At 62.7% G+C, this 23,660-nt stretch carries 24 protein-coding genes and 2 pseudogenes; 12 read left to right on the top strand and 14 right to left on the bottom strand.

The genetic code is table 11. The annotated features are described in order from the left end of the window. Positions 1 to 6: 6 nt before the first annotated feature. From QRO95_RS03335 to QRO95_RS03315, 5 genes are read right to left on the bottom strand one after another with little or no spacing between them, the layout of a single operon-like run. Positions 7 to 276, bottom strand: coding sequence for a VirB3 family type IV secretion system protein (locus QRO95_RS03335; protein ID WP_003092280.1), 270 nt, complete (start codon positions 274 to 276; stop codon positions 7 to 9). Continuing rightward, positions 273 to 659 (bottom strand): TrbC/VirB2 family protein, encoded by a 387-nt coding sequence (locus QRO95_RS03330; RefSeq protein WP_000150010.1) that lies wholly within the window; start codon positions 657 to 659, stop codon positions 273 to 275. The genes QRO95_RS03335 and QRO95_RS03330 overlap by 4 nt, the downstream gene beginning before the upstream one ends. Next, the gene (trbB, locus tag QRO95_RS03325) at positions 656 to 1,726 is read right to left on the bottom strand and encodes a P-type conjugative transfer ATPase TrbB (RefSeq protein WP_023093367.1); all 1,071 of its coding nucleotides are present in this window, start codon (positions 1,724 to 1,726) and stop codon (positions 656 to 658) included. Before trbB ends, QRO95_RS03330 begins: the two co-directional genes overlap by 4 nt. Beyond that, positions 1,723 to 2,199 (bottom strand): ribbon-helix-helix protein, CopG family, encoded by a 477-nt coding sequence (locus tag QRO95_RS03320; RefSeq protein ID WP_000085131.1) that lies wholly within the window; start codon positions 2,197 to 2,199, stop codon positions 1,723 to 1,725. Before QRO95_RS03320 ends, trbB begins: the two co-directional genes overlap by 4 nt. Further along, complete coding sequence (locus QRO95_RS03315; RefSeq protein ID WP_001163195.1) at positions 2,196 to 4,193, bottom strand: conjugal transfer protein TraG; 1,998 nt, start codon at positions 4,191 to 4,193, stop codon at positions 2,196 to 2,198. The genes QRO95_RS03320 and QRO95_RS03315 overlap by 4 nt, the downstream gene beginning before the upstream one ends. A gap of 305 nt (positions 4,194 to 4,498) precedes the next feature. On the opposite strand from QRO95_RS03315, the gene QRO95_RS03310 reads away from it, so the two are divergent. From QRO95_RS03310 to QRO95_RS03300, 3 genes and pseudogenes are all read left to right on the top strand, one after another. Next, positions 4,499 to 5,404 carry a LysR family transcriptional regulator gene (locus QRO95_RS03310; protein WP_023093368.1) on the top strand — a complete coding sequence of 302 codons (906 nt, stop codon included), beginning with the start codon at positions 4,499 to 4,501 and terminating at the stop codon, positions 5,402 to 5,404. Between the two features lie 281 nt (positions 5,405 to 5,685). Further along, positions 5,686 to 6,216: a hypothetical protein gene (locus tag QRO95_RS03305; RefSeq protein WP_000043569.1), complete on the top strand. Its 531-nt coding sequence runs from the start codon at positions 5,686 to 5,688 to the stop codon at positions 6,214 to 6,216. A 101-nt stretch (positions 6,217 to 6,317) separates the two neighbouring features. Beyond that, positions 6,318 to 6,497, top strand: a pseudogene (locus QRO95_RS03300) (integrase core domain-containing protein); the annotation flags it as partial. Positions 6,498 to 6,725: 228 nt separating this feature from the next. On the opposite strand, the gene QRO95_RS03295 reads toward QRO95_RS03300, so the two are convergent. The 4 genes from QRO95_RS03295 to QRO95_RS03280 all read right to left on the bottom strand — a co-directional run bounded on the left by QRO95_RS03295 (position 6,726) and on the right by QRO95_RS03280 (position 9,800). After that, on the bottom strand, positions 6,726 to 7,043 hold the full coding sequence (locus QRO95_RS03295; protein ID WP_000539741.1) for a multidrug efflux SMR transporter: 318 nt from the start codon (positions 7,041 to 7,043) through the stop codon (positions 6,726 to 6,728). A 58-nt stretch (positions 7,044 to 7,101) separates the two neighbouring features. Further along, positions 7,102 to 7,365 (bottom strand): EexN family lipoprotein, encoded by a 264-nt coding sequence (locus QRO95_RS03290; RefSeq protein ID WP_000717310.1) that lies wholly within the window; start codon positions 7,363 to 7,365, stop codon positions 7,102 to 7,104. Between the two features lie 32 nt (positions 7,366 to 7,397). Then, the gene (locus QRO95_RS03285; protein WP_000405670.1) at positions 7,398 to 8,303 is read right to left on the bottom strand and encodes a LysR family transcriptional regulator; all 906 of its coding nucleotides are present in this window, start codon (positions 8,301 to 8,303) and stop codon (positions 7,398 to 7,400) included. 93 nt (positions 8,304 to 8,396) lie between these two features. Next, positions 8,397 to 9,800, bottom strand: a complete 1,404-nt coding sequence (locus QRO95_RS03280) for an efflux transporter outer membrane subunit (RefSeq protein WP_000078291.1) — start codon at positions 9,798 to 9,800, stop codon at positions 8,397 to 8,399. 100 nt (positions 9,801 to 9,900) lie between these two features. Here QRO95_RS03280 and QRO95_RS03275 point away from each other — a divergent pair, with 100 nt between their 5' ends. From QRO95_RS03275 to QRO95_RS03235, 9 genes are all read left to right on the top strand, one after another. Continuing rightward, entirely contained in the window at positions 9,901 to 10,542 is a 642-nt protein-coding gene (locus tag QRO95_RS03275; protein ID WP_285301643.1) for a TetR/AcrR family transcriptional regulator, read from the top strand. A gap of 131 nt (positions 10,543 to 10,673) precedes the next feature. Continuing rightward, complete coding sequence (locus QRO95_RS03270; protein WP_225984323.1) at positions 10,674 to 11,705, top strand: efflux RND transporter periplasmic adaptor subunit; 1,032 nt, start codon at positions 10,674 to 10,676, stop codon at positions 11,703 to 11,705. Between the two features lie 24 nt (positions 11,706 to 11,729). Next, positions 11,730 to 14,834: an efflux RND transporter permease subunit gene (locus QRO95_RS03265; RefSeq protein ID WP_003092293.1), complete on the top strand. Its 3,105-nt coding sequence runs from the start codon at positions 11,730 to 11,732 to the stop codon at positions 14,832 to 14,834. 80 nt (positions 14,835 to 14,914) lie between these two features. Next, positions 14,915 to 15,262, top strand: coding sequence for a multidrug efflux SMR transporter (locus tag QRO95_RS03260; protein WP_038421338.1), 348 nt, complete (start codon positions 14,915 to 14,917; stop codon positions 15,260 to 15,262). A 15-nt stretch (positions 15,263 to 15,277) separates the two neighbouring features. Continuing rightward, positions 15,278 to 15,898: a DUF3313 family protein gene (locus tag QRO95_RS03255; protein ID WP_000837791.1), complete on the top strand. Its 621-nt coding sequence runs from the start codon at positions 15,278 to 15,280 to the stop codon at positions 15,896 to 15,898. Next, on the top strand, positions 15,895 to 17,052 hold the full coding sequence (locus QRO95_RS03250) for an ABC transporter permease (RefSeq protein WP_000063629.1): 1,158 nt from the start codon (positions 15,895 to 15,897) through the stop codon (positions 17,050 to 17,052). Before QRO95_RS03255 ends, QRO95_RS03250 begins: the two co-directional genes overlap by 4 nt. Then, positions 17,049 to 17,870 carry an ABC transporter ATP-binding protein gene (locus QRO95_RS03245; RefSeq protein WP_023093371.1) on the top strand — a complete coding sequence of 274 codons (822 nt, stop codon included), beginning with the start codon at positions 17,049 to 17,051 and terminating at the stop codon, positions 17,868 to 17,870. The genes QRO95_RS03250 and QRO95_RS03245 overlap by 4 nt, the downstream gene beginning before the upstream one ends. A 91-nt stretch (positions 17,871 to 17,961) precedes the next feature. After that, positions 17,962 to 18,891: an MlaD family protein gene (locus tag QRO95_RS03240; protein ID WP_000433686.1), complete on the top strand. Its 930-nt coding sequence runs from the start codon at positions 17,962 to 17,964 to the stop codon at positions 18,889 to 18,891. A 92-nt stretch (positions 18,892 to 18,983) separates the two neighbouring features. Then, complete coding sequence (locus QRO95_RS03235; RefSeq protein ID WP_003124411.1) at positions 18,984 to 19,583, top strand: ABC-type transport auxiliary lipoprotein family protein; 600 nt, start codon at positions 18,984 to 18,986, stop codon at positions 19,581 to 19,583. Between the two features lie 66 nt (positions 19,584 to 19,649). Here QRO95_RS03235 and QRO95_RS03230 read toward each other — a convergent pair whose 3' ends face one another. From QRO95_RS03230 to QRO95_RS03210, 5 genes and pseudogenes are all read right to left on the bottom strand, one after another. After that, positions 19,650 to 21,653 carry a relaxase/mobilization nuclease and DUF3363 domain-containing protein gene (locus QRO95_RS03230; protein ID WP_000132148.1) on the bottom strand — a complete coding sequence of 668 codons (2,004 nt, stop codon included), beginning with the start codon at positions 21,651 to 21,653 and terminating at the stop codon, positions 19,650 to 19,652. A gap of 448 nt (positions 21,654 to 22,101) precedes the next feature. Further along, entirely contained in the window at positions 22,102 to 22,701 is a 600-nt protein-coding gene (locus QRO95_RS03225; RefSeq protein ID WP_033959594.1) for a S26 family signal peptidase, read from the bottom strand. Beyond that, complete coding sequence (locus QRO95_RS03220) at positions 22,698 to 23,255, bottom strand: DUF2840 domain-containing protein (RefSeq protein ID WP_033959591.1); 558 nt, start codon at positions 23,253 to 23,255, stop codon at positions 22,698 to 22,700. Before QRO95_RS03220 ends, QRO95_RS03225 begins: the two co-directional genes overlap by 4 nt. Next, on the bottom strand, positions 23,252 to 23,515 hold the full coding sequence (locus QRO95_RS03215; RefSeq protein WP_033959613.1) for a hypothetical protein: 264 nt from the start codon (positions 23,513 to 23,515) through the stop codon (positions 23,252 to 23,254). The genes QRO95_RS03220 and QRO95_RS03215 overlap by 4 nt, the downstream gene beginning before the upstream one ends. Beyond that, positions 23,512 to 23,660, bottom strand: a pseudogene (locus QRO95_RS03210) (ATPase); the annotation flags it as partial. The gene QRO95_RS03215 and the pseudogene QRO95_RS03210, both read right to left, overlap by 4 nt.

Below are 23,660 nucleotides of genomic sequence, written 5' to 3'. Positions count from 1 at the left end.
CTCCCCTCACACGTCCAGAAGCGGGCGGTGTTTGATATGCCGCGCGAAGACCTGCATGAACTGCGGATCGACGCGCGCACCCCATACGGCCAGCGAGTGGCCGACGATCCAGAGCACCACGCCGGGAATCCACAGTTGCAGGCCCAGCCCGACGGCGGCGGCTAGCGTGCCGTTGGCAATCGCCACGGTGCGCGGCGCACCGCCCAGCAGGATCGGCTCGGTCAGCGAGCGATGCAGCGGCACTTCAAAGCCCGGAAGATCGGTGGCCTTACTCATACGACGGCCCCTCCGGAGAAGCTGAAGAACGACAGGAAGAACGAGGACGCGGCGAACGCGATGGACAGGCCGAACACGATCTGGATCAGCTTGCGAAAGCCGCCGCTGGTATCACCGAACGCCAGCGCAAGCCCCGTCGAGATGATGATGATCACCGCCACGATCCGGGCGACTGGCCCTTGGATGGATTCGAGGATGGAGGTCAGCGGCCCTTCCCACGGCATCGAGGAACCGGCGGCCTGCGCCGTGCCCGCCAGCAACAGCATCAGCGCGGCCAGCAGCAGCCCTTGCCCTGCGGGACGGGCCAGGTGGCGCAGCCGCGCCATGCTGGACAGGCGAGAAATAGGATTTACGGAAAGACGGAAAGCATCAACGTGCGTCATGGCAGTTCTCCAGGTTGGTCAGGGGTCGAGGAAGGCGCAGCGGCAGCGGCTGCAAGAGGAACCGGCGGCAGCTCGGGAAACGGCGTTTCCAGCGCATCTGTCAGGCGATAGCCCGCACCGTCGAAGCCGACGACACGGGAGATGGTTTCGACGTGACGTTTGCGGCCACGGCCTGCGATGTGAATCACCACGTTGACCGCCTCGGCGATCAGGGCGCGGGGCGGATTCACTGCCACTTCGAGGATCAGTTGCTCCAGACGCAGCAGTGCGCCCAAGGCGGAGCCGGCATGGATGGTGGCAATGCCGCCGGGGTGGCCGGTGCCCCAGACCTTCACCAAGTCCAGGGCTTCGCCGCCACGCACTTCGCCGACGATCACGCGGTCAGGCCGCAGGCGCATCGTGGCCCGCACCAGCTCGGTCATTGTGACGACGCCGGCGCGGGTGCGCAGCGGCACATGGTCGCGGGCCGCGCATTGCAGCTCGATGGTGTCTTCGAGCACCAGCACGCGGTCGCCTGTGGCGGCGATCTCGGCCAGCAGCGCGTTCGCCAGCGTGGTCTTGCCGGTGCTGGTGCCGCCGGCGATCAGGATGTTCTGCCGCTCGCGCACGGCGCGGCGCAGGAACTCGGCCTGCCCGGCGGTCAGGATGCCGTCGGCCACGTAGCGATCCAGGCCGATGATGCTCACGGCCCGCTTGCGTAGCGCGAAGGCTGGCCCCGGGGCGGCCGGAGGCAGGATGCCCTCGAAACGCTCGCCGGTTTCCGGCAACTCGGCGGTCAAGAGCGGCTGGCCGCGATGCACCTCCGCGCCGACATGCGCGGCGACCAGGCGGATGATGCGTTCACCATCGGCCTCGGGCATCTCCACGCCCAGCGGCGAGCGACCCGACGACAGCCGATCCACCCACAGGGTGCGATCGGGGTTGAGCATGATTTCCACAACATCCGGATCTTCGAGCGCAGCGGCGATCAGCGGCCCCATCGCCGTGCGCAGCATCTGGATGCGGCGATCCTGGGACGCCGCGGCGGATGAGCGAGATTCAGGCGGAATCTGCGGAACGGCACTCATGACGCACGCTCTGCAGCTCGCTCATCGGCGGACGCCATCGCTGCTGCGTCATCCATCCGCATCGGATCGGGGTGCAGTTCCTCCACCACGTCGCGCACCAGACTGCGGCCACGCAGCAGGTGGCGACCCAACTGCTCGACGAACTGCTCGAAGCGCGCTTTGCCCTGGGCGCGGGCCGCGTCCTTGTGGGCTTCTGGCACCGGCGTGCTGATGGTCAAGAAATAGCGGATGAACAGCGCCAGCGTTTCGATCTGGATGTTCTGGTCGCGCTCCATGCGTTCGGTCTGCCGCGACAGTCGATCCAGCCGCTTGGCAATGGCGGCCTCACGCTGGTCGCCCGCATCGGGTGACAGCCAGGACGCCAAGGCCGCTGCGACGATGGAGGACTTGGACACGCCTTTCTTGGCGGCAAGTTCATCCAGGCGCTTGGCGTGCTCGGGCTGGATGAAAAGATTGAGGCGGTATTGGCTCATAGGTCGATTCCGTCGTTGGGGTCGAGAGAAGCCAGCCGGGCCGTGCGCTGCATGGCCGGGTCGAGCTGGCCGGGAAGCGGGAGCGCCAGGTCGTCGTCATCGAGCAGCTCCAGGTCGTTCGCACACGCGTCCAACTCGGGCTCGTAGGCGACGGTTTCGGAGAGTTCGAGCTGGCGGCGCGGGCCGCCGTCATCGGTGCCGCCCGGACCATCGGCGGATACCGAGGTCGGCGCCGTAGGTACGGCCGGGATCGCCAAGCCGCTCCAGTCGTCGGGGCGGGCTGGCGGCGCGTCGGCGTACCTCCCGACTGCGAGCACGGGCGGTGGCAGGACGCGATCCTTGAAATTGGCGTCGACGTAGTAACGCAGCTTCTTCGCGCGGATCGGGGCAACGCTGGACACCATGACTACGGCGTCCTCAGGTGGAAGCTGCATCACCTCGCCGGGCGTCAGCAGCGGACGTGCAGTTTCCTGACGCGACACCATCAGGTGCCCCAGCCACGGAGCGAGGCGGTGGCCCGCGTAGTTGCGCTGCGCGCGAAGCTCGGTGGCGGTGCCGAGGGTTTCGGAAATCCTTTTCGCCGTCCTTTCGTCGTTGGTGGCGAAAGTCACCCGGACATGGCAGTTGTCGAGGATGGAATGGTTCTGCCCATACGCCTTGTCGATCTGGTTCAGGCTTTGAGCGATGAGAAAGCTGCGGATGCCGTAGCCGGCCATGAAGGCAAGCGCGGACTCGAAAAAATCGAGGCGACCCAGCGCCGGAAACTCGTCCAGCATCAGCAGCAGCTTGTGCCGGCGCGCGATGCCATCGCTGCCGTCGAGCGATTCGGTCAGCCGCCGCCCGATCTGGTTCAAGATGAGCCGGATCAGCGGCTTGGTGCGGCTTATGTCGGAGGGCGGCACCACCAGATAGAGCGATACCGGGTGCTCGGCGGAAATCAGGTCGGCGATGCGCCAATCGCAGCGCGATGTGACTTCGGCCACGGTCGGGTCGCGGTACAGGCCGAGAAACGACATGGCGGTGGAGAGCACGCCCGATCGCTCGTTGTCCGACTTGTTGAGCACTTCGCGGGCAGCGGATGCGACAACCGGGTGAGGCGCATCGCCCAGGTGCTTCGTCGTCATCATCCGGTGCAGCGTCAGCTCGAACGGACACGCCGGGTCGCTGAGGAAGTTGGCGACGCCGCGCAGCGTCTTGTCCTCGCCTGCGTACAGAACATGCAAGATTGCACCGACCAGTAGCGCGTGGCTGGTCTTCTCCCAATGATTGCGCTTCTCTAACGCACCTTCAGGGTCAACCAGAATGTCGGCGATGTTCTGCACGTCGCGCACTTCATGTGCGCCGCGCCGGACTTCAAGCAGCGGGTTGTAGGCGGCCGACTGCCTATCGGTGGGGTTGAAAAGCAGGCAGTGCGAAAAGCGCGAACGCCAGCCCGCCGTGATCTTCCAGTTCTCTCCCTTAATGTCGTGAATGACGGCGGACGCCGGCCACGAAAGCAACGTAGGCACCACCAAGCCCACGCCCTTGCCCGAGCGCGTGGGTGCGAAGCTCAGGACATGTTCCGGCCCCTCATGTCGGAGGTATTGGTCGTCGTGTTGGCCGAGGAAGACGCCCGCCGGGAGGGTCAGTCCAGCTTTGCGGATGTCGACGGCATCGGCCCAGCGTGCCGAACCATAAGTCGTAACCAGCCGCGACTGCCGAGAACGCCATACCGACATGGCGATGGCGACGAGTAAAGCGAACAAACCGCTACCACCCGCAATCGCACCGCCTGTGTCGAAGACGTGCGGCGCGTAGGCATCAAAGAAGAACCACCATTCGAACAAGCGCCACGGGTGATAAACCGGTACACCTAGAAGATCGAACCAGGGCGATCCGAGGCGTACTTGATAGCCAAGGGTCGCTGCTGTCCATTGTGTGGCGCCCCAGACGCCGGCGATCACGATGCCGATTACCACAGCGATCTGGCCGAACAGAACGTTCGTCCCTTGCATGACCTGTCCTCCGATTTCTCCTGCGCTGGTGTCTCATTGAAAGCGTTGCACAGGGGGTGTCGCAGGCGTCAGGATCGGTTCTGGGCTAGTGCCGGTCAAAGACCGTTCGCAGCACAATGGTCGAGGGAAAAGAAAGAATGAGCGCGGTGGCGAGTCAAAGAAAAGCGCCGCAAGCGAAAGCGCACTGCGGCGCATACAGAGTTCCAAGCAAGTTACCCAAAAAAAGCCGTCAATGGGCCTTGCTTCCACTCATAGGCAATATTTAGATATCATGAAAAACGATGATATTTAAGATTGGAATAAAAATGAAAAATATCAAGAGTATGGATCTCAACTTGCTCAAGGCGCTGGACGCATTGTTAGACGAACGCAATGTGACACGGGCGGCGGCCCGTCTGGGACTAACCCAGCCGGCCTTGAGTGGCATGCTGACGCGGTTGCGCGAGAGCTTCGGTGACCCGCTTTTCGCGCGCTCGCAGCGGGGTATCGTTCCAACGCAGCGGGCGCTGGATCTAGGGATGCCTGTCAAGCAGGTGCTCGCCGAAATCGACGCGCTGCTCCAGCCACCTTCCTTCAATCCGGCCACCGCACAACTGACCTTCTCCATCGCCGCGACGGACTATGCGCTGCGTGCCGTTGCTGTCCCATTTCTATCGGCACTTAAACGGCACGCACCGCGTGTACGAGTCTCATTAGTGCCAGTCGAGAGCGGGCAGCTACAGAACCAGCTTGAGCGCGGTCAGATCGATTTAGCCCTCCTGACGCCAGAGATCACTCCGCCAAATCTGCATGCCCGAGAGCTGTTCAAGGAACACTATGTGTGTGTCCTGCGGGAAGACCATCCTGCGGCTATGGGGCGCAAGCTGACCGTTAAACAGTTCTGTGCTCTCGACCATGCGCTTGTTTCCTACGATGGTGGAGGTTTCCGCGGCGTCACCGACGATGCGCTAGAACAGTTGGGCAAACGACGCAGCGTCACACTGTCGGTCAAGAGCTTTCTGATCTTGCCAGACATCCTGCGTGCCAGTGACATGGTTGCGATCTTGCCGAGCCGCTTGGTCGCCGGTATGGACAAGCTGGCTATCTCCCTGCCGCCGGTGAAGATACCGGGGTTCACCAAGACGGCTGCTTGGCACGAACGCACCCATCACGATCCAGCACATCGCTGGATACGAGCACTGCTGTTCACTTCCTGTGCTAACAACAAGTAGGCAAGATCGCTCCTATCGTCATGCTCAGCACAACTCTACCTCGCACTACAAATAAGCAATCAGTCGGCTCAATTGGAGACGCGCCCTTTCGTAGCGCCGCTGCGAGATAGCCTAGTCGGTGGATGGCAGAACCTAGGCCTTGATATCATATTTTATGATATCAAAAATAGAAACTTAGGATTTCACTTATTGCAGATGGAGGCTCATGATTTGCTCCATGACCACTTGAATGACGCAGCCACCCCTGTTGCGTCATCGACATTTTGTGAAGGAGCTTCGATATGAGCAAGCAACAGAACGCCATCCTCTGGCCCGAAGGCTACACGCCGGGCTTTACTGAGAATTTCGCCTCCAATGAGATCATCGCCGCCGGCTTGAGCGCGGCCGACGTATGGCCTCTACTCGTCACACCATCGCTGTGGCCAAGCTACTACGCCAACTCGGCTAACGTGTGCTTTCATGACGGCAAAGGCCCGGTACTGGCCGACGGCGATCGGTTTTACTTCGAGACCTTCGGCTTCCCGGTAGAGGGGCAGTGCAACGAATACGTGCCACCTGCGGATGGGCAACCCGGCCGCGTGGCCTGGCACGGCTGGTCCGGCGAGGAAGGCACAGATACGCGCCTGGATGTGCATCACGCCTGGCTGGTTGAGAACCTGGACGGCAGGCGCGTGCGCATCCTCACGCAGGAAACTCAGAAGGGCAAACCGGCCGAGGAGCTGCACAACGCCAAACCCAACCCGATGATCAACGGCCATCAGGACTGGCTCGACAGCTTGGTCGAGGCAGCGCGCAAAGCCAAGCAGGCGTAGTGGTCTCCGGCCGCTTGATCCCAAGCGTCTGAACGGAGAAAACCATGATGAGAACTCCCCTCAGGATTCTGCTGGTCCTGACTTCGCAGGCAACGATGGGCGACGAACTGCTCAACCGCGAATGGTTCCGCAGTCGGACCGAAGCGAAGGTGCTGATCGAACGTTGGCGACAGTTCTACAACGAGCAGCGGCCGCATAGCGCGCATGCTTACAAACCGCCGGCGACGATCCGGCGCAACTGGATCCAATCCGATAGCATCCCCTCCGAACTCACTGCCTGACTGGCTACAAAGTTCGTACTCAGGTCACCTTGGCGCAGGCACTGAAGGTGGAGCCACCCGGAATGGGTGCTCCCACCGCCTTACGCGCACTGGCTCGAACTCTCCCGAGGCGCCGGCAAGCTCGTCACATAGCGACTAGAGAGAGGAGGTGACCGTACGAGTTCCCAGCGCCCGATCCACTCTGGGAGCTGGGTCGCCTAGCGACTACGCTACCAATGGAGCTAGCGATCAACTCGATAACTTGAGCGTGATAACGCCCAGGATGATCAACGCCACGCCAAGGTATCGCATCAGGGAGGTTGGGTCGCCATAGAAATGAATTCCGACTAAGAAAGTTCCCGCCGCTCCGATACCCGTCCACACCGCATAAGCAGTCCCAATCGGTATCTGACGCTGAGCAAGCCATAGGAAGGCGCCGCTAATTGTCATGAAAGAGACGGCTACTGCGACCCCACTCCAACGCGATGTTGGCTCTTGCGCCATTTTCAGCCCGACCGGCCATCCGATTTCAAACAATCCAGCCAAAACAAGATAGATCCAACCCATTGCGATTCTCCTTCAAATTTTTCATATCCGGCATACATACTCCGGCATGACCACCAGCTTAGAACTTCGGCGGCTCTTTAGGCGTGGTGTGGGGCACATCGCCATCTTCGTAAAAGCGCTTTCGCGTAGCCTCGGCAACCCGGTTACATAGTTGGTCGCCCAGCATTGGTCGATCCAACTTGCATTGCTTGCGCAACTCTTTCAGACGCTCAGGATTGAGCGCTAATTCATCGACTGTCGGAAGGTTGGCTTTATCTGGTTTCCCAGATGGGCTGCAGGCTGCCAATGTCGAGGAAAGCAATATGAGAGCAATCTTCTTCATGGTTAATTTTCTTTGGGAGATTGTGTGATGGTTTACCGCCGACCTTTGGCATCTGGAGATTTGATCGAATGAACGCGTTCCATGAAGCGAGTCAGCATTTCTGACGGCTCGCTGGCCGGCCGTAGTAGATAGGTCGTGAGCATTGGCGAACGTCCAGTCAGCGGCCGTGCGACCACCCCCTGTTCCCTGCTGGCTGTGATATGCGCGCCTCCTGTGAGGCCTAGTGCAAGTCCCGCCGAAACCAGGACCATCATTAGATCGCTGGAAGTCACGCGTTCGGCAATCAGTGGCTCTATGTCCACGCGACGTAGCACCCGTTCAACTTGCCGAGCATGGCCCTCACACGCCACCGCGTCGCAGAGCACCAGCGGATACCGCAACAGCTCTTCTAGGGGAATCTGTTTGTGGGATAGCAAGGGGTGCCGTGCGGGCACAGCTACCATCAGAGGGTCACTCCACACCGGCACGGCGATGATGCCTTCGCCGACTTCATCCGATTGAGCGAAGCCGAGATCGTACAGTTCGCCACACAATCCCTTGATTTGCTGTGCCAAAGGCACCTCGAAGAAGCGAACTTCCACTTCCGGCTCTTCCTGCCGGCAGAGCGCCAACAACGCAGGCAGGCGCGATGGCGTGATTCCATCAGACAATGCAATACGGAGCTGGCAATGAAAGCCATTGGCTGCGGCGTTCACACTGTCGCGCGCCTGCTGCAAAGCTGCGAAGACACGCGGCACGCTCTCAAAGAAGAGCCTGCCCGCACGAGTCAAGCGGGTGCTCCGAGTGGTTCTCGCAAATAGCGCTACGCCCAACTCTTCCTCAAGTTCCTTGATGGCGCGCGACAGCGGCGATGTCTCTATGTGGAGGCGCTCTGCGGCTCGGGCAAAGTGCAGCTCCTCTGCCACCGCCAGAAAGTAGCGCAGGTGTCGAATTTCCATGTTCGCATTCCTCATCACTCAGGCCTCACCACCTTCGCCTTGCGTCACGCTATTTAGCTAGCCTTCGCAAGCTGCTCCAGCATGTTTCTGCGATCAAACAGGAGAGCCGGATAATGCTTTTGCCAGGACGCCCCATTGCATGGCTGTCTCGGCCCGCGTGCGGATCAGCGAAGCCTGCGCTGACAGCACCCCGGCCTCAGCCTCGGCCACCACCGTGGCGTCCACTTGTCCCGCCTCGAACAGACGTCGGCTGCGATCGAGCTGACGCTCCGCGACTGCGACACCCTCGGCCTGATGCTCCAGTGCTGCGTGCTGCGTATGCCAACCGAGATATGCGTTCTCTACGTCCTGCAAAGCACTCAACAAAGTGCGCTCGAACTCCGCACGGGCAGCTCGGCTGCGCGCCTCTCCGGTCTCGATGCCGGCACGGATCGCGCCACCATCGAAGATCGGCAACGACACCCCGGCCCCAAGTGAAAAAATGTTTCCAGTGATGCGGGTTCCCACACTCTCTACGCGCTGCCGTCCGCCGCTCAGGTCCAACACCAGCCTGGGGAAGCGTTCGCCTTCGGCTGCGTTCCAGCGCGCGGTTTCGGCGGCGAACTTCGCTTCGGCGGCGCGCACGTCGGGCCGCTCACTCAGCAGGTCCGCAGGTATGCGTGTCGGTGTCCAGTCCGGGACGGCGAGCGACGCAAGAGTTGGGGAAGCTGCAGGCGCTCCGGGCGTTTGTCCCACTAGTACATCGAGTGCATGCGTCGCCTCGCCGCGCGCACGCCGCAGTTGCTCTTGCTCCACGCGCAGTGCGACGACGCCGGCGCGGGTACGCTCGATGTCGAAGCCGGTAGCTTGTCCGGCCTCGAACTTCCGTTGCATCAGCAAGACGAGTCGTTCTGCGGATGCCAGCCGCGCCGCGGCTAGCGCTTCGAGCTCACTGGCTTGGCGCTGCTGCACAGCCGCCGACACTGTTTCAAACGCGACCTGCCACCGCGTGGCAACCCACGCTTGTTCGGCTGCCACCGCATCCAGGCGCGCACCTTCTGCTGCCTGCGAAAGCCGTCCCGACAGGTCTGCCTCCCACGATGCGGACAACGTGGCGCGGCCATCATTGCCGATTGCAACGTTCTCTGAATAGTCGCGTCCTCGAGTTGCCTGCGTGCCCGCGGACAACGAGGGGAGCAGGGAGGCCCGTGCTCGCCGCGTGGCGGCCGATGCCTCGTCCACGCGCGCTCGCGCAATCGTCAGTTCGGTATTGCGCTCCAGCGCCGCCCGGACCAAGGCATTGAGGTGCGGATCGCCGTAGGCCGTCCACCAATCGACGGGAAGAGTACGGCGGGACGATTTGTCCAAGATGCCTTCACCTCCCTCTTCATTTGAGAAATGGGCCGGTACATCCAGGCGAGGTGGATCGGCAGAGTGCGGGGCATGGCTGCAGGCCGCAAGAAGCAGTAGCGGAGAAATCATGGCAATGAGGCGATAGCGTTCAAGAATTTGAGACATGGCAGCTCCTTGCGTTCCGAAAAAGTCTTGACGGACTGTTGTATGGCTTCTACTATACCGTCTGGACTGTATATGACTCAAGCTTTTTTGGAGCACGACCATGCCGCCCCGCGCGAAAACAAAGTTGCCCCCCCCGTCCACTGCCCATAGCAGCGCCGATGCGCAGCCCGGCCTCCAGCAAGGAGTCCAGCGAACTCGCGACCGCATCCTGCAGGCCGCCCGCGAACTGGTGCTGGAGGAAGGTGCCAGTCGCTTGACACTGGACGCCGTCGTTGTGCGGGCCGGGTTGAGCAAAGGGGCGTTTCTCTATCACTTCAAGACCAAACGCGATTTGTTCGTGACACTGATCGACGAGATGATCCGGGCGTTCGACGCGGTACAAGCCAATCACGAGCGCAGGTTTGCCGGAGATCCGGACCCCTGGCTGTCGAGCCAGGTGGAAGCGATGCCCGACGACGAGATGCAGAAGATGGGCGCAGCGCTGCTCGCGGCAGCTGCGGAAGATCCAACACTTCTCGACCCACTGCGCGAGTGGTACCGCGTGCAGTACGAACGCGTGCGTCGATCCCCGCGTGGCACCGAGACCGCGGCACTCATCATGCTGGCATTGGATGGCGCCCTGTTCGCCGATCTTCTGGGTTTGCCAATACTCGCACCCGCAGAGCGGCGGCATTTCTTTCGGGCGCTCCAGGATCTCGCCTCGGGCCATCTCGAACTTGTCCCGGCAAAAGGACGCACATGAGTCGCGTCCGTAGCGGTGTCATGACCGCGTGCGCACCGCGCTCCTTGGCGGTTGCTTGCACACTATCCATTTCGACTCTGCTCTCAGGGTGCGGAAACTCGCAATCCACCGTATCCGAGCCTCCGCGCGCAGTGAAGCTCGCCGCCGCGCAGTCGGATCTCCCGCATAGCTCTCGCATCGAATTGACTGGCTCGGCGCGAGCAACCGAGCGCAGCATCCTAGGATTTGAAACAGGAGGACGGATCGCCAAGTTGAACGTCGACGTGGGTGAACGGTTCTCCCGCGGCCAAGTCCTGGCAGAACTTGATGCGCAACCTGACCGGCTTCGCGTGACACAAGCGCAAGCATCCCTGGCGGCCGCCGAAGCCGGCCTGATGGATCGACGTGTACAGACAGATCAACAGCGCCGGTTGCTCGAAAGCGAAGTCATCTCCCCTGCTGCGTTCGAGAGCGCGAAGGCGCAGCTAGCGGTCGCAGAGGGTCAAGCGCGCACTGCCAAGGCGGCGCTTGGCCTGGCCGAACGAGCACAACGTGGCACGATGATCGTCGCTCCTTTCGATGGTGTCGTGGCGGAAAAGCTGGCTTTGGCGTTCACCGACATTGCTGCTGGTGCGCCGGTATTTCAGGTCGACGGCGTGCGCAGTGGCACTGAGATCATCGCGAACGCGTCTACTACACAGGCACCTCACATAGATGTCGGCCAACGCGCAGAACTGAGCTGGAGCGGAGCCGAACAACCAATCCGAGCGGTGGTACGTCGTGTCGGTCTGCGCGCCGAAAATGGCTCGCTCCTACCCGTGGTGCTAGTGCCTGAAGATAACGCGCAAGCGCGCGCACTTCGGCCAGGTATTCCCGTACAGGTCGTGCTCGACGCACCTGCGGCAACCTCCAAGACCTCTCGGCCCGAGACTGTATCCATACCTTATGCCTCGCTGGTGCTCGGCACGAAGCCGGGCGAGGCTTCCGTCTTCGTCTACACCCCTGAAGATAAGAAGGTGCACCGTCGCGCGGTGCGCTTCACGCCGGTACAGGAAGGAGACAGCGCGCGCGTCCTCGCTGGACTCAAGCCCGGCGAGACGGTGGTTGCCGCCGGAGGAGGATGGCTCACCGATGGACAGCCAGTGACACCACTGGAAGCCACCACTCAATTGACCAAGCGCTAACGCGATCCACCAGGTTACTTCATCATGAAGATCACCGAGATGGCGCTGCGCGCCAGTCGACTTACCTACTTTGTAGCGCTCATCATTTTCGTCGCCGGCATCGCGACCTTCCTGAATTTTCCTTCTCAGGAGGAGCCGACTGTCACGGTCCGCGATGCGATGGTCACGGCGTTGAACCCGGGGCTGCCCGCCGAACGCGTTGAGCAACTCATTGCCCGGCCGATCGAGGAGCGCTTGCGCGAACTGGCAGAGGTCAAGCGCGTGACGAGCACCGTGCGCGCAGGCAGCGCCATGATCCAGGTCACGATCTGGGACCGCTACACCGACTTGGCACCGATCTGGCAGCGCGTCCGGGCCAAGGTCGCCGATTCGAAGGATGCCTTACCACAGAGCACGATGGGGCCTTTCGTCGACGAAGACTTCGGCCGCGTCGCGGTTGCCTCGATTGCGGTCACTGCACCAGGTTACTCCATGAGCGAGATGCGCGTCGCGCTCAAGCAGATGCGCGACCGCCTGTACACCGTGCCTGGTATTGAGCGCATCACTTTCTACGGCCTGCAGGAAGAGCGCGTCTATCTCGAATTCGATCGGCCTAGGCTCGCGCGATTGGAGCTGACACCACAGGGGGTGATCGACCAACTCGTCAAACAGAACGTCGTCGCTTCGGGTGGACAAATTGTTGTCGGCGGCATCAATGCAACCTTGGCGGTCAGTGGCGAAGTGCGTGACGCTCCCTCCCTGCGAGCAATGCCGATCGCGCTGCCACGACCGCAAAGTAGTACGGCGCCCGTGCCGACGATCGCATTGGGTGAACTGGCGCAGGTGAGTGTGCGGCCAGCCGATCCGCCGGAATCTGCTGCCATCTACAAAGGCCAGCCCGCTGTCGTCATGGCGGTTTCGATGGCCTCCGGTCAGAACGTGGAGCAGTTCGGAAAAGCGCTCAAAGCACGGGTTGCAGACCAGGAGAAGCTGCTGCCGGCGGGTTTCGATCTGTCATACGTCACTTTCCAGGCCGATGTCGTCAAGCACGAGATGGGCAAAATGAACCACGTCATGATGGAGACGATCATCGTCGTCCTCGGTGTCGTCGTGCTATTTCTCGGTTGGCGCACCGGGATCATCGTGGGCATGATCGTGCCGTTGACGATCCTCAGTGCACTCATCGTCATGCGCGCGATGAACATCGAGCTTCAGAACGTCTCGATGGGCGCCATCATCATTGCGCTCGGCTTGTTGGTGGACAACGGCATTGTGATTGCCGAAGACATCGAACGCCGCCTGGCCGGTGGCGAAGATCGTAAGCATGCCTGCCTCGAGGCGGGCCGCACGCTCGCCATTCCGCTGCTCACGTCCTCGCTCGTGATCGTGATCGTGTTCTCGCCGTTCTTTTTTGGCCAGAACGCCACGAGCGAGTATCTGCACAATCTCGTGGTCGTGCTGGCACTGACGTTGTTCGCTTCGTGGCTGCTGTGCCTGACTGTCACGCCCCTATTGTGCTACCACTTCGCCAAACCCCATCACAAGCAGGAGCAGGGCGACGCCTATGACACCCGCTTCTACCGTGGCTACCGGCGCGTACTGGAGTGGGTGCTCCACCATAAGGCGGTCTATGTAGCGTCGATGATCGCGGCGCTTGCCATTGCGCTGTATGGCTTCACCACCCTGCCGTACGATTTCATGCCCAAGTCCGACCGGCTTCAGTTCCAGATTCCGGTGCAGCTCGCCCCCGGTACCGACTCGCGCGAAACGCTCGCCCGCGTGAAGCAGATCAGTGGTTGGCTGGGCGACACGAACATCAATCCAGAAGTCTCCGATCACATCGGCTACGTCGCCGATGGTGGCCCGCGCTTCATCCTTAGCCTGAATCCACCACTGCCGGCATCGAACATCGCGTACTTCGTTGTCACATTGAAGCCGAAGAGCGACATCGACGCCGTCCTCGCCCGCACCCGCAGCTACTTTGCGCAAGCACATGGCGACGTGCGCGCCGAGCCCAAGCGTTTCTCGCTCGGTGCGACCGAGTCAGGGACTGCCATTTATCGCGTCAGCGGTCCGGATGAGGAGGTATTGTTGGGGGCCGCGTCCAAAATCGAAGCAGCGCTGCGCAAGCTGCCCGGCACCATCAACGTCAAGAACGATTGGGATACGCGCGTTGGCCGCATCGACGTACGGGTCGACCAGGACCGCGCGCGTCGGGCGGGCGTGACGACTGAAGACATCGCTGGCGGGCTGGATGTCCGCTACAGCGGCAGATCGATCTCGGTTATTCGCGACGGTGACACCTCCGTCCCGATCGTCCTGCGCAGTATCGTAAGCGAGCGTCGCAGCACGGCAGACGTAGGCGCGACGCTCATCTATCCCACCAACGGCGGTCCAGCGGTGACGCTGGCTCAGGTCGCAGACGTATCGCTCGCGAGCGAGCCCTCGGTCATCCAACGGCGCAATCTCATCCGCACGATCACCGTGCAAGGACAGAACACCTCTTACACCGCCCAGGAGATCATCAACCGCCTGGCGCCTAGCGTCGCTGCCCTGGACCTGCCCGCGGGCTACTCGGTTGAACTTGGCGGCGAGATCGAGGAAGCCGCCGAATCGAACGCCGCGCTGTCGACCTACATGCCCCTCGCATTTCTGGCGATGCTGATGCTGTTCGTATGGCAGTTCAATTCTTTCCGCAAGCTCGGTGTGATCCTCGCGACGATCCCTTTCACGCTTATCGGCGTGGTATTGGCTCTGAAGCTGACCGGCACACCTTTCAGCTTCATGGCGACCTTCGGCGTACTGGCCCTGTTCGGGATCATTGTCAACAACGCCGTGCTCTTGCTGGAACGCATCGACCAGGGGCTAGCGGAAGGCCTGCCACGCCATGAAGCCTTGGTTGGGGCCGCGATACAACGGCTTCGTCCAATCGTGATGACCAAGGTCACCTGCATTTCGGGACTGGTGCCACTCATGCTCTTCTCCGGACCATTATGGAAAGGGATGGCGATCGCGATGATCGGTGGGCTGGCACTCGGAACGCTGGTGACGTTGGGCTTGATTCCGCTGCTTTACGAAGTCCTGTTTGGAATCAAGCGAATTGGGCCGTGGAACCTGAGTGTCGCCACCGCGCATGGAGATCGCTCATGAGTCTCTTGCGAGCCGCCGCGTGCTGCGCATTCTCAGAATTCGTATGCACCCACGCTTCATGCGTATGTCTCGCTAGGCTTATGCGATTCAGCACCCATCCGCTGATCTGGAAATCCTGGTCGATTGTCATTGCCGCAGGGGTTCTAGGAGCGGGCTATCCACTGGGCCTGCGGGCCATCACGGCGGGCGGTCCGATGCGCTGGGTCGGCCTCTGTGTGGCAGTGACGTGCATGGCGGCCAGCGGCGCACTTTTGTGGTTCGCGCTCAAGCGGATTCCGATCAGCGCGGCCTCTGCAGCCTGGGCAGGAATCGGGCTACTTGGAAACTTGGGCGTCGGCGCCCTCCTACTAGGCGATGTCGCATCGGTAACGCGCTGGTCTGGCACCGCCCTCATCGCAGCAGGCATTGCCTGTCTTAGTTTCGTTTGATCAAGGAGACCCATTATGAAGAGCAAAACTGCATTGATCCGCGGCGGCATCTTTTTTTGCGTAGCAGGCGCGCTCTCTGGATGCGCGACCAACAGCATGACGCGCTCCGGATTTCTCGGCGACTACGAGAAGTTATCGCCGACACGATACGAGAACGTACTGATGTACCGCGCAGCGGGATTCGAGCCCAAGCGTTATGCCGCTGTCGTGGTGGAAGAAGCGCAGATCAAGACCGCCTCGGGTCGCATCGATGGGCTCGATGACGCGCAGCAGCGCGAAGTGCTAGACCATGTGACGAGCGAACTGAAACGCCAGGAAGGCAAAAGTCCCGCCCCCCCAGGTGGCGCGGGACAGGTTCGGGTGCGTGTAGCGGTCACCGAACTGCAGACACCGAATCGGGCAGTCAATGCAATGACGACCCTGCTGGTTGGACCCGTGACGACGGGTGGTGCCAGCCTAGAGTTCGAAGCAGTCGATTTAAGGACGGGACGCCGGGTTGCTGCCGCCAGTTGCTTCGAGCGCGGCAACGTCATTAAAGAGTTCGCCGGTTCGTACACATTGCTGGGTCATGCCAAAGCGGCGATCACGAACTGCATCGAGCGCATCGACAGCGCTTGGCGGGACACGCAGCCATGAGCAACGCTTCACAGGCTTGGCTCCGGCAGGATGCCATGGTCGGCGGTGATCACAAATGGCTGGCGGGTGGCGACTGGACGATAGAGCACTACGCCAGTCTGGCAAAATCCGTGTCCGCCGCCCGCATCAGTCATGCCGAGGGGTACGCCACTCCCTTACTCGACTGGACGCAAGTCCAGAGACTGGACACCGCCGGCGCGGCTCTGCTGGTGGAAATTCTCGGGCCAGACTCGATACTCGACCGGCCGGAGGCAGCTCCAAATCTGTCCTCGGATCGCCTCGCCCTAATGAGAGCGCTGGCCGCCGCTGCTACCGATCAGCAGAAGACGGAGAAAGCAGCGGTGAGCGGGAATCCTCTGCTCCGCGGTCTGGGACGCATAGGCCTGACCTTGGAACAGGGCTGTCGTGCGTGTCTTGGTCTGGCCGGGTTCGTGGGCCAGATCATCGAAACATGGAGCCGTACCGTTCGTCACCCGCGTCGCTGGCGCGCGACCTCGGTGATCGCTCAAATCCAGCGATCAGCGGTGGACGCCATTCCCATCGTGGCGCTACTGAGCTTCATGGTAGGAATGGTGGTGGCGTTCCTGGGAGCAACGGTGCTGGCCAACTTCGGTGCGAGCATCTTCTCGGTGCATCTGGTCGCCTTCTCGTTCATGCGCGAGTTCGGAGTGCTGCTCCCGGCCATATTGATTGCAGGCCGTACCGCAAGCGCGTACACCGCCCAAATCGGTTCGATGAAGGCAAATGAAGAGATCGATGCGCTTCGCTCCAACGCGCTCGACCCCATCGAGTTACTGGTGCTGCCACGCGTGCTGGCGCTTCTTGTGTCCTTGCCACTGCTCACCTTAGTAGGCATCTTGGCTGGCATTGCGGGCGGCGCCACCGTATGCGCACTGAGCTTGGAAATTCCTCCCGCACAGTTCCTTGCCATCGTGCAGGAAAAAATCGAGGTGCGCCATTTTCTTGTCGGAATGAGCAAGTCCCCGCTCTTCGCGGTGATGATCGCCGCTATCGGCTGCCATGAAGGGTTCAAGGTCGCCGGTAGCGCTGAGTCGGTAGGCGACCACACGACGTCTAGTGTCGTGCAATCAATCTTCATGGTGATCCTGATAGACGCCATCGCTGCACTGTTCTTCATGGAGATGGGCTGGTGAGCGCGGTGAAGCAAGACACCGACAACGGTGTGCGACACGCTATTGAAGTGCGCGGCCTGGACAACAGGTTTGGAACCCAGCAGGTCCATCAGGACCTAGACCTGGACGTGCGGCGCGGGGAAATCCTTGGCGTGGTGGGAGGGTCAGGCACCGGGAAATCCGTGCTCTTGCGTAGCGTCGTCGGGCTGCAGAAGCCGCATTCGGGCGTGGTCCGTATCGGGGGGCGCGACCTACTGCGAGCCCAATGGCTTGCGCGCGCGCGTATGGAGCGAAGGTTCGGCATTCTGTTCCAGAAGGGCGCGTTGTATTCATCGCTGACCGTCTTGGAGAACGTCGCTCTTCCTTTGATCGAGCATGTCGGTCTGGCGCGGCCTCTTGCCGAGCGTTTGGCAAGAAGCAAGCTGGGCTTGGTGGGGTTGCCTGCCGGAGCGGGAGACAAGTATCCGGCCTCGTTGTCCGGAGGCATGGTGAAACGAGCAGCACTGGCGAGAGCCTTGGCGCTTGATGCGAACATCCTGTTTCTTGACGAACCCACCGCAGGACTGGATCCAATCGGGGCTGCATCTTTCGACCAATTGATTCTGACCCTGCGCAATGCACTGGGCCTCACGGTGTTTCTGGTAACCCACGACCTCGATACGCTGTACACCATATGCGACCGTGTCGCGGTCCTGGCGAACCAGAAGGTACTCATCAACGACGGCATCGAGGCAGTCGAGCGCTTCAAGCACCCGTGGATACAGGAATACTTTCACGGCCCCCGTGGCCGTGCGGCCGCACAGGCCACTGGTGCTTCCAGCCAAGAGACGCAGCCATGAAACCCCTCCGCATCTGCATCATTCTTCCGTCGCGCACGCATTGGGCTGGGCGCACGCAATATTTAAACTCTGAGAACGAGGTGGTCTGATCATGGAACCACGTGCCCATCATGTATTCATTGGTCTGTTCGTCGTGCTGCTCGGTGCGATTGGTATTGGCTTCGCGCTTTGGCTCAGCGACACACGTTCCGACCACGATTACCAGTATTACCGGATTATGTTCGATGAGCCAGTGACCGGGCTTACGCCCGGCAGCCAGGTTCAGTACAGCGGAATCACGATTGGCGAAGTCGTTGCACTTTCTCTTTCACCGCGAGACCCAAGGCGGGCGATAGCGCGCGTACGCATCAATGCCACCATCCCGGTCCGGCAGGATACCCGCGCTGAATTGGTCATCACGGGAATTACCGGCAACGCGGTGATCGAGTTGAGCGACGGTGGGCCAAACGTGCCATTGCTGGATCGGAGAGAGGACGAGGAACCGTTGATCCTCGCACCACGTTCGGCGATGGCATCCCTGGTCTCCGGTGAGGGGAACAGCATGACGACACTCAACGGCATCTTGCTGCGCACGCAGGAGTTACTGTCGAAGGAGAATTTGGCTCTTGTGCACCGCAGTCTGGTGAATCTTGAACAGACCACGGGCGCGGTCGCTGACCAGAGGGCCGAGATCGCGACGTTAATCAGCAATCTGACCGAAGCAAGCAGAGAATCGACAGCTGCCGTGCGCCAAGCAAATAGCACTCTTCGCGATGCCAACCTGCTACTAAATAACGATGGTAAGCAAATCATGGTGAACACGCGTGATGCAACGGCATCCCTCGAACGCGCCGCTTTCAGGGTTGAGACGCTACTGCAAAACAATCAGGAATCGCTGAACCAGGGCTTGGCCGCCACAGGTCCTGCCATGCACGAACTCCAGCAGGCGCTGGCCAATCTAAACACCGTGCTGCGCCGACTGGATCGCAATCCGGCGCAATACCTGCTCGGTGGAGAGAACATTGAGGAAACCAAGCCGTGAACACTTCCGCCAGGATGATTCCCGTCGCTGCCGTGACTATGACGCTAGTACTCGGCTTGTCCGCGTGCAGTGTGCTTCCCAAAGCAGCTCCAATGGTCACCTACAAATTGCCCGACTATCACATCGCCCAGGCGGAGAGTACGCCGCGCGCCGTTCCGGGACCCGGGGCGCTGCGCGTCTACGCCCCTGAGAGTAGTCGCGTCCTGGATTCGGAGCGGCTGTTCATTGCGCAGCCCGATGGTCGCTTGTCGGCTTGGCAAGGAGTGCGTTGGGCCGACCCCGCACCGGTGCTGCTGCGTGACCGAATCGTCGAAGCCTTCATGCGCGATGGGCGGTCGACTTCCGTGATTACCGATAGCACCCCAATGAGCGCCGATATGGAGTTGCGCAGTACGCTGCGGGCGTTCCAGCTCGAATACCGCGGCACTGAAGCGATCGCCGCGGTTCGGCTCGATGTGCAACTGGTCGATCCGGCCAAACGGACTGCTATTGCCAGTAGACGCTTCGAAGCAATCCAAGCCACAGGCAGCAAGCGAGAGGCCGATGTGGTGAGCGCGTTCGGTGTCGCCACGGATATATTGGCCGGGCAGATCGTTGAATGGGCAGTTCAGGTCGGGGCAGCGCGTTTGCGAGTTGCACCGGAATTGGCAAGCAACCATGCACCCACAGCGTCGTCGATAAGCACAGACTAGTCGTCTTAACGGAGCACAGAAGCTAGGGCCAAAACGCTGCTCGACACCTTAACTCGGTACGACAGCCTACGGCCCCGATCCAATCCCAGGACCTCTTTGCCGTCCAACCTCCCATGACACACCGCCGCCGCGTACAGTCGCGGCGATCTGCTGCCCCAGTCGTGGCTCGATTATCGGCCGCCAAGGCACCAGACTGAATCCCATGCCGTCATCGAGCAGCGCATAGCGACCGCTGGCGAGCATGACCGAGCGCCGGTAGATGCCGGCTACGCGCTGCCCGTCTGTGACGTGCCGATGCTCCAATCCGCTATCGGCGGCAATGTGCTGGGCGGCCTGCGCCAGCTCCCGATTGCGCAGCGTTTCCAGCAGATTCCGGGAGAGAATCAGCCGCTGCCCGCGCCGCTGGGCCAGCCCCTGTTCTTCGAGGAAGTCGGCGCGCTGCTGCAAGGCTTGCCTAGCATCGCCGCCAAAGCCCAGGTCGCCCAGTCCCTTGCCGCCGCCGATCAACTGCTGATCCAGCCAGGTCGCGCCGATGACGCGGGCCTGCCGTTCAATCGGCAGATGCGATTTCAGTTCGACCGCCACGCCGCCCAGCCGCTGCGCGTCGTACTGGCGGCCACGCTCGGCCAAGTCGTCCGGCACCTTCCATAACCCCTCGGCCACGCGCTCCACGATGCCGGCCCGCCGTAGGGCTTCCAGCCGGCGGATATGGGCCGCCACAGCCTCTTGCGGGTCGCGGCCGGGCTTGGCTCGGCCTTGCTCGATCGCCAGGTGGTGATCGGTGCGGTACAGGCCATTGCTCGCCAGCGTGGCGATGTTCTTGTCGGCCGCCCGCACCTCGGCGGAACCGCGTACCTCCACCACCGCGCCGATGGGATAGTTCGCCAGCTCGTCGCGGGCGTCCAACGCGACGTAGTGGGCTTTGCCGTCCAACCCGTCGATGACCAGATAGCCGCGGTCGTGCAGCTCGTCGGCCAGACCCTTAGCAGCCACGCGACCGACGATAGTGCGGCCGTCGTCGCCCGGCTCGAACACCGCCAGCTCGCGAGGCTTGCCGCTCATGGCCCGCTGCATCGTTCGGATGATGTCGCCACGCTCGCCCAGGGCACGCAAGGTCTTCTCCGCGTCCGCATGGACGGCCCAGGTGCCGGGCTGCACCTCGTCGGCCAGGCCCAGGCGCTGCAAGTGTTGCAGGCGGCCGATCAGCAGCAGGCGCTGGCGTTGCAGCCGGGGTTCGTTGAAGCGTTCGATCTGCACCCGGCCATCCTCGCCGGCCTCGCGCTGCAACGTGCGGTCGAGGCTCGTCCACCGCTCTTGCTCCACCTCGCGCTGCAAGGTCTGCTGGATCTCCAGTTCGGTGCGCGGCCCCAGCCATTCCGTCGCCAGCTCGGCGGCGCGATGGCGGAAGCCGTGGGCGATGTAGTCGCCCGCGATGATGAGGTCTTTGCCGGTATCGTCGCGTCCGCGCACGATCAGGTGCGTGTGCGGGTTGTCGGTGTTCCAGTGATCGACCGCCACCCAATCCAGCCGCGTCCCCAGGTCGGCCTCCATCCGGTTCATCAGGTGCCGGGTGTAGGTGCGCAGGTCGTCCAGCTCCGCACTGTCTTCAGGTGAGACGATGAAGCGGAAATGATGTCGGTCGTCCTGGCAGCGTTCCTTGAAGGCATCGAGGTCGGCTTCGTCGGTCTGCGGCCCGTAGGCACGGCCCGGCTCGCCGTTCCGGCCGGCACCGTCGCGCTCGATGTAGCGCAGGTGCTTGGCGAGCGACTGCGGACTGGCGTTGCGCTGGTTGACCAGCAGCGTCTTGATGGTCACGCGCCGTGACATAGGGGTCAGCTTTGCGCCTGCGAAGCGCGCCGCCGTATGGCCGCGTCCAAGCCGTGAGCCGGGCCGCTGGCCGGCGTGCTGGCCGCTCCCGCCAGCGGTAGGACGGCGCACCGCCGACTTGCCGCCGCTGGCCTTGCCAGCCTGCTTGAGCACCTTGGAAACGAAGCTCTGGCCCTGGCCTTTGCCTCGGTTCTTCGGCGCGCCAGGGCGCACCCAGAAATCATGGTCGCCGCGGTCGGTCATGGCTGTGCTCCCTGCAAGCTCCGGCGTGTCCGAGCGTGCGAAGCACGCGGACATGCCTGCATCGGCGCGTGCCTCGCGCCCCACGCGGCACGGCGGCGAAGCCGCGCCGTGCCGCGCCACCCCCACGTGCAGACTGGCTTTGCGGGCGGCAGAGTGCCGAACCCTTTTGTCTTGCCTTCCGCCTTTGCCCCTCGCTGTCGCTCCGGGCGTCGGCGGCCCGGCGGCGTTGCGCTGCTTGCAGCCAGCCCGTCGGCGAACGCGCCAATGGCCGCAGGCCGGGCGCGTTCGAGGCAAGACGCCTGCACGCTGGACGGCTGCGCCGGATGTTGCGCGAGGCGCGGCGCGAATGCGCCCGCGCTGCACGCGCGACGACACGGCGGCAGCCACTGGAACGGCATGCCCGATGGCACGATGAGAGGCACGGCAACGTGCAGCGAATCGGCGGCCATCATGGACGTGCCTCCAGCCAGACCGGGTGCGCGACGCCGATCACGGCGGATGCGCTGACCGGGCCGAAATAGCGGCTGTCGAACGACGCCGGATTGGTCACGCTCAACAGGAACAGCTCGCCCGGTTCGAGGCGGCGGCAAAGCTGCAAGGATGGCAGCGGCCGGCCCAGCCGGTCGGCAAGCAGCGCGGCGGCCGCAGGCACGCCGTCGATGCGTACCTGCCCGGCGACGATGCAAACGTGTTGCGGCGCGACCGCGCCCACACGTTTGAGCAGCGGAACGCGGGTCGGCAGGTAGCCGCGCTGCGCAGCCAGCATGGCGGCCCTGTCGGGCAGCGGCACCAGCACGATGCTGTCCACGGACAGCGGACGTGGCAGCGAGGCGGTGCGCGGGTCGAACGGTTCGATGCGATACCAGCCGACCGCCACGCTGTCGGACGGGTTGTAGGTCAGACGCGGCAGCGGCGACACGAAAGCCGCCCAGGCCAGCGCAGCGAGGCCGACGGCGGCGAAGCCCGCCAGCACGATGCGAACGCGCAGGCGCGAGCGAGGATGCGGCGCGGCTTCGTGCGTGCATGTGGTGTTGGATTGGGTCGTCATGGCAGCGCCCTTCCGGCCAGCCAGGCGGCGTGCCGCTCGGCGGTGTATTCGGGCAGCGCCAGGCGGGCCGCCAGACGGTTGCCCAGCGTACGCCAGTACGCGGGCGACACGTCGATGGCGGCGATGCTTTGCCCTTCGATGCCGTCGATGCGTTCCAGCACGGCACGCACCGCGTTTTCGCCTTCGGCGTGCAGCAGCAGGCGTGCGCCCGGCCGCACGCCGGGGATGCGCTGCATGTCGTCCAGCGGCGTGGCGGCTTGCATCACCATGAGCTGCCAGCGGATCGTGCCGTAGTCGTTTGCCTCCCAGCGCACACGGCAGAACATTGCACGCGGCAGGAACACCGCGCAGCGCCGCCAGCGGTCGAGCCGCAGCGTGCGCGCCGGCTCGCCGAAACGCAGGTAGAGCTTGAAGCGCGGTTCGATGTAGGCGAGCGATACGCGAGTCAGCGGCACGCTGCCAGCCTGGCCGACGAGCGTCGAAAGCGAAGGCAGCGGCGCAGCGGCCGGTGCAGCCGTCGCCGCGTGAGCGGCAGGCAAGGCGGATACGTTCATGGCAGGTTCTCCGTGCGCTTGTCGGGAAACTCCCGTTCCAGCAGGCCGCGCAACAGTTCGGCCACGGTCACGCCCTGGCCGAAGGCGGCGATCTTGATGCGCGCGCGCAGCGCGGGCGTCACGTCGAGCGTCAGGCGAGCCGTGTAAAGGTCGCCTTTGTTGAGCGCATCGGCATCGCCCTGGCGAATCCACGCCTCGGCGTGCGGATTCGCGGGCGGACGCGCGCCGATGCCGACGCGCTTGCTGCGTGGGCCGCTCATGTCGGCCACCGCAGCAGTTCATCGGTGAGCGCGGCGATCTCGCGGGCGGCGGCGCTGTCGGGCGCGGTTTCGCGGGCGAGCCGGCCAGCGGCCACGCTGTCGGCGAAGACGATGCGCTAGTGGCCCCACGAACGCAGCGCCCACA

Origin of the sequence: Stenotrophomonas maltophilia group sp. Smal13 (assembly GCF_030236855.1) — a bacterium.
Taxonomy (GTDB): domain Bacteria; phylum Pseudomonadota; class Gammaproteobacteria; order Xanthomonadales; family Xanthomonadaceae; genus Stenotrophomonas; species Stenotrophomonas maltophilia_A.
This window is presented reverse-complemented; position numbering and strand designations above follow the sequence as displayed.

Excerpts from the sequence above, each read along its gene's own strand:
- QRO95_RS03265 (WP_003092293.1), top strand. The coding sequence starts at position 11,730 with ATGAAGATCACCGAGATGGCGCTGCGCGCCAGTCGACTTACCTACTTT.
- QRO95_RS03230 (WP_000132148.1), bottom strand. The coding sequence starts at position 21,653 with ATGACCGACCGCGGCGACCATGATTTCTGGGTGCGCCCTGGCGCGCCG.
- QRO95_RS03320 (WP_000085131.1), bottom strand. The coding sequence starts at position 2,199 with ATGAGCCAATACCGCCTCAATCTTTTCATCCAGCCCGAGCACGCCAAG.
- QRO95_RS03305 (WP_000043569.1), top strand. The coding sequence starts at position 5,686 with ATGAGCAAGCAACAGAACGCCATCCTCTGGCCCGAAGGCTACACGCCG.
- QRO95_RS03255 (WP_000837791.1), top strand. The coding sequence starts at position 15,278 with ATGAAGAGCAAAACTGCATTGATCCGCGGCGGCATCTTTTTTTGCGTA.
- QRO95_RS03220 (WP_033959591.1), bottom strand. The coding sequence starts at position 23,255 with ATGAACGTATCCGCCTTGCCTGCCGCTCACGCGGCGACGGCTGCACCG.
- QRO95_RS03285 (WP_000405670.1), bottom strand. The coding sequence starts at position 8,303 with ATGGAAATTCGACACCTGCGCTACTTTCTGGCGGTGGCAGAGGAGCTG.
- QRO95_RS03215 (WP_033959613.1), bottom strand. The coding sequence starts at position 23,515 with ATGAGCGGCCCACGCAGCAAGCGCGTCGGCATCGGCGCGCGTCCGCCC.
- QRO95_RS03330 (WP_000150010.1), bottom strand. The coding sequence starts at position 659 with ATGACGCACGTTGATGCTTTCCGTCTTTCCGTAAATCCTATTTCTCGC.
- trbB (WP_023093367.1), bottom strand. The coding sequence starts at position 1,726 with ATGAGTGCCGTTCCGCAGATTCCGCCTGAATCTCGCTCATCCGCCGCG.
- QRO95_RS03225 (WP_033959594.1), bottom strand. The coding sequence starts at position 22,701 with ATGACGACCCAATCCAACACCACATGCACGCACGAAGCCGCGCCGCAT.
- QRO95_RS03275 (WP_285301643.1), top strand. The coding sequence starts at position 9,901 with ATGCCGCCCCGCGCGAAAACAAAGTTGCCCCCCCCGTCCACTGCCCAT.
- QRO95_RS03295 (WP_000539741.1), bottom strand. The coding sequence starts at position 7,043 with ATGGGTTGGATCTATCTTGTTTTGGCTGGATTGTTTGAAATCGGATGG.
- QRO95_RS03240 (WP_000433686.1), top strand. The coding sequence starts at position 17,962 with ATGGAACCACGTGCCCATCATGTATTCATTGGTCTGTTCGTCGTGCTG.
- QRO95_RS03235 (WP_003124411.1), top strand. The coding sequence starts at position 18,984 with ATGGTCACCTACAAATTGCCCGACTATCACATCGCCCAGGCGGAGAGT.
- QRO95_RS03260 (WP_038421338.1), top strand. The coding sequence starts at position 14,915 with ATGCGATTCAGCACCCATCCGCTGATCTGGAAATCCTGGTCGATTGTC.
- QRO95_RS03250 (WP_000063629.1), top strand. The coding sequence starts at position 15,895 with ATGAGCAACGCTTCACAGGCTTGGCTCCGGCAGGATGCCATGGTCGGC.
- QRO95_RS03335 (WP_003092280.1), bottom strand. The coding sequence starts at position 276 with ATGAGTAAGGCCACCGATCTTCCGGGCTTTGAAGTGCCGCTGCATCGC.
- QRO95_RS03280 (WP_000078291.1), bottom strand. The coding sequence starts at position 9,800 with ATGTCTCAAATTCTTGAACGCTATCGCCTCATTGCCATGATTTCTCCG.
- QRO95_RS03315 (WP_001163195.1), bottom strand. The coding sequence starts at position 4,193 with ATGCAAGGGACGAACGTTCTGTTCGGCCAGATCGCTGTGGTAATCGGC.
- QRO95_RS03290 (WP_000717310.1), bottom strand. The coding sequence starts at position 7,365 with ATGAAGAAGATTGCTCTCATATTGCTTTCCTCGACATTGGCAGCCTGC.
- QRO95_RS03310 (WP_023093368.1), top strand. The coding sequence starts at position 4,499 with ATGAAAAATATCAAGAGTATGGATCTCAACTTGCTCAAGGCGCTGGAC.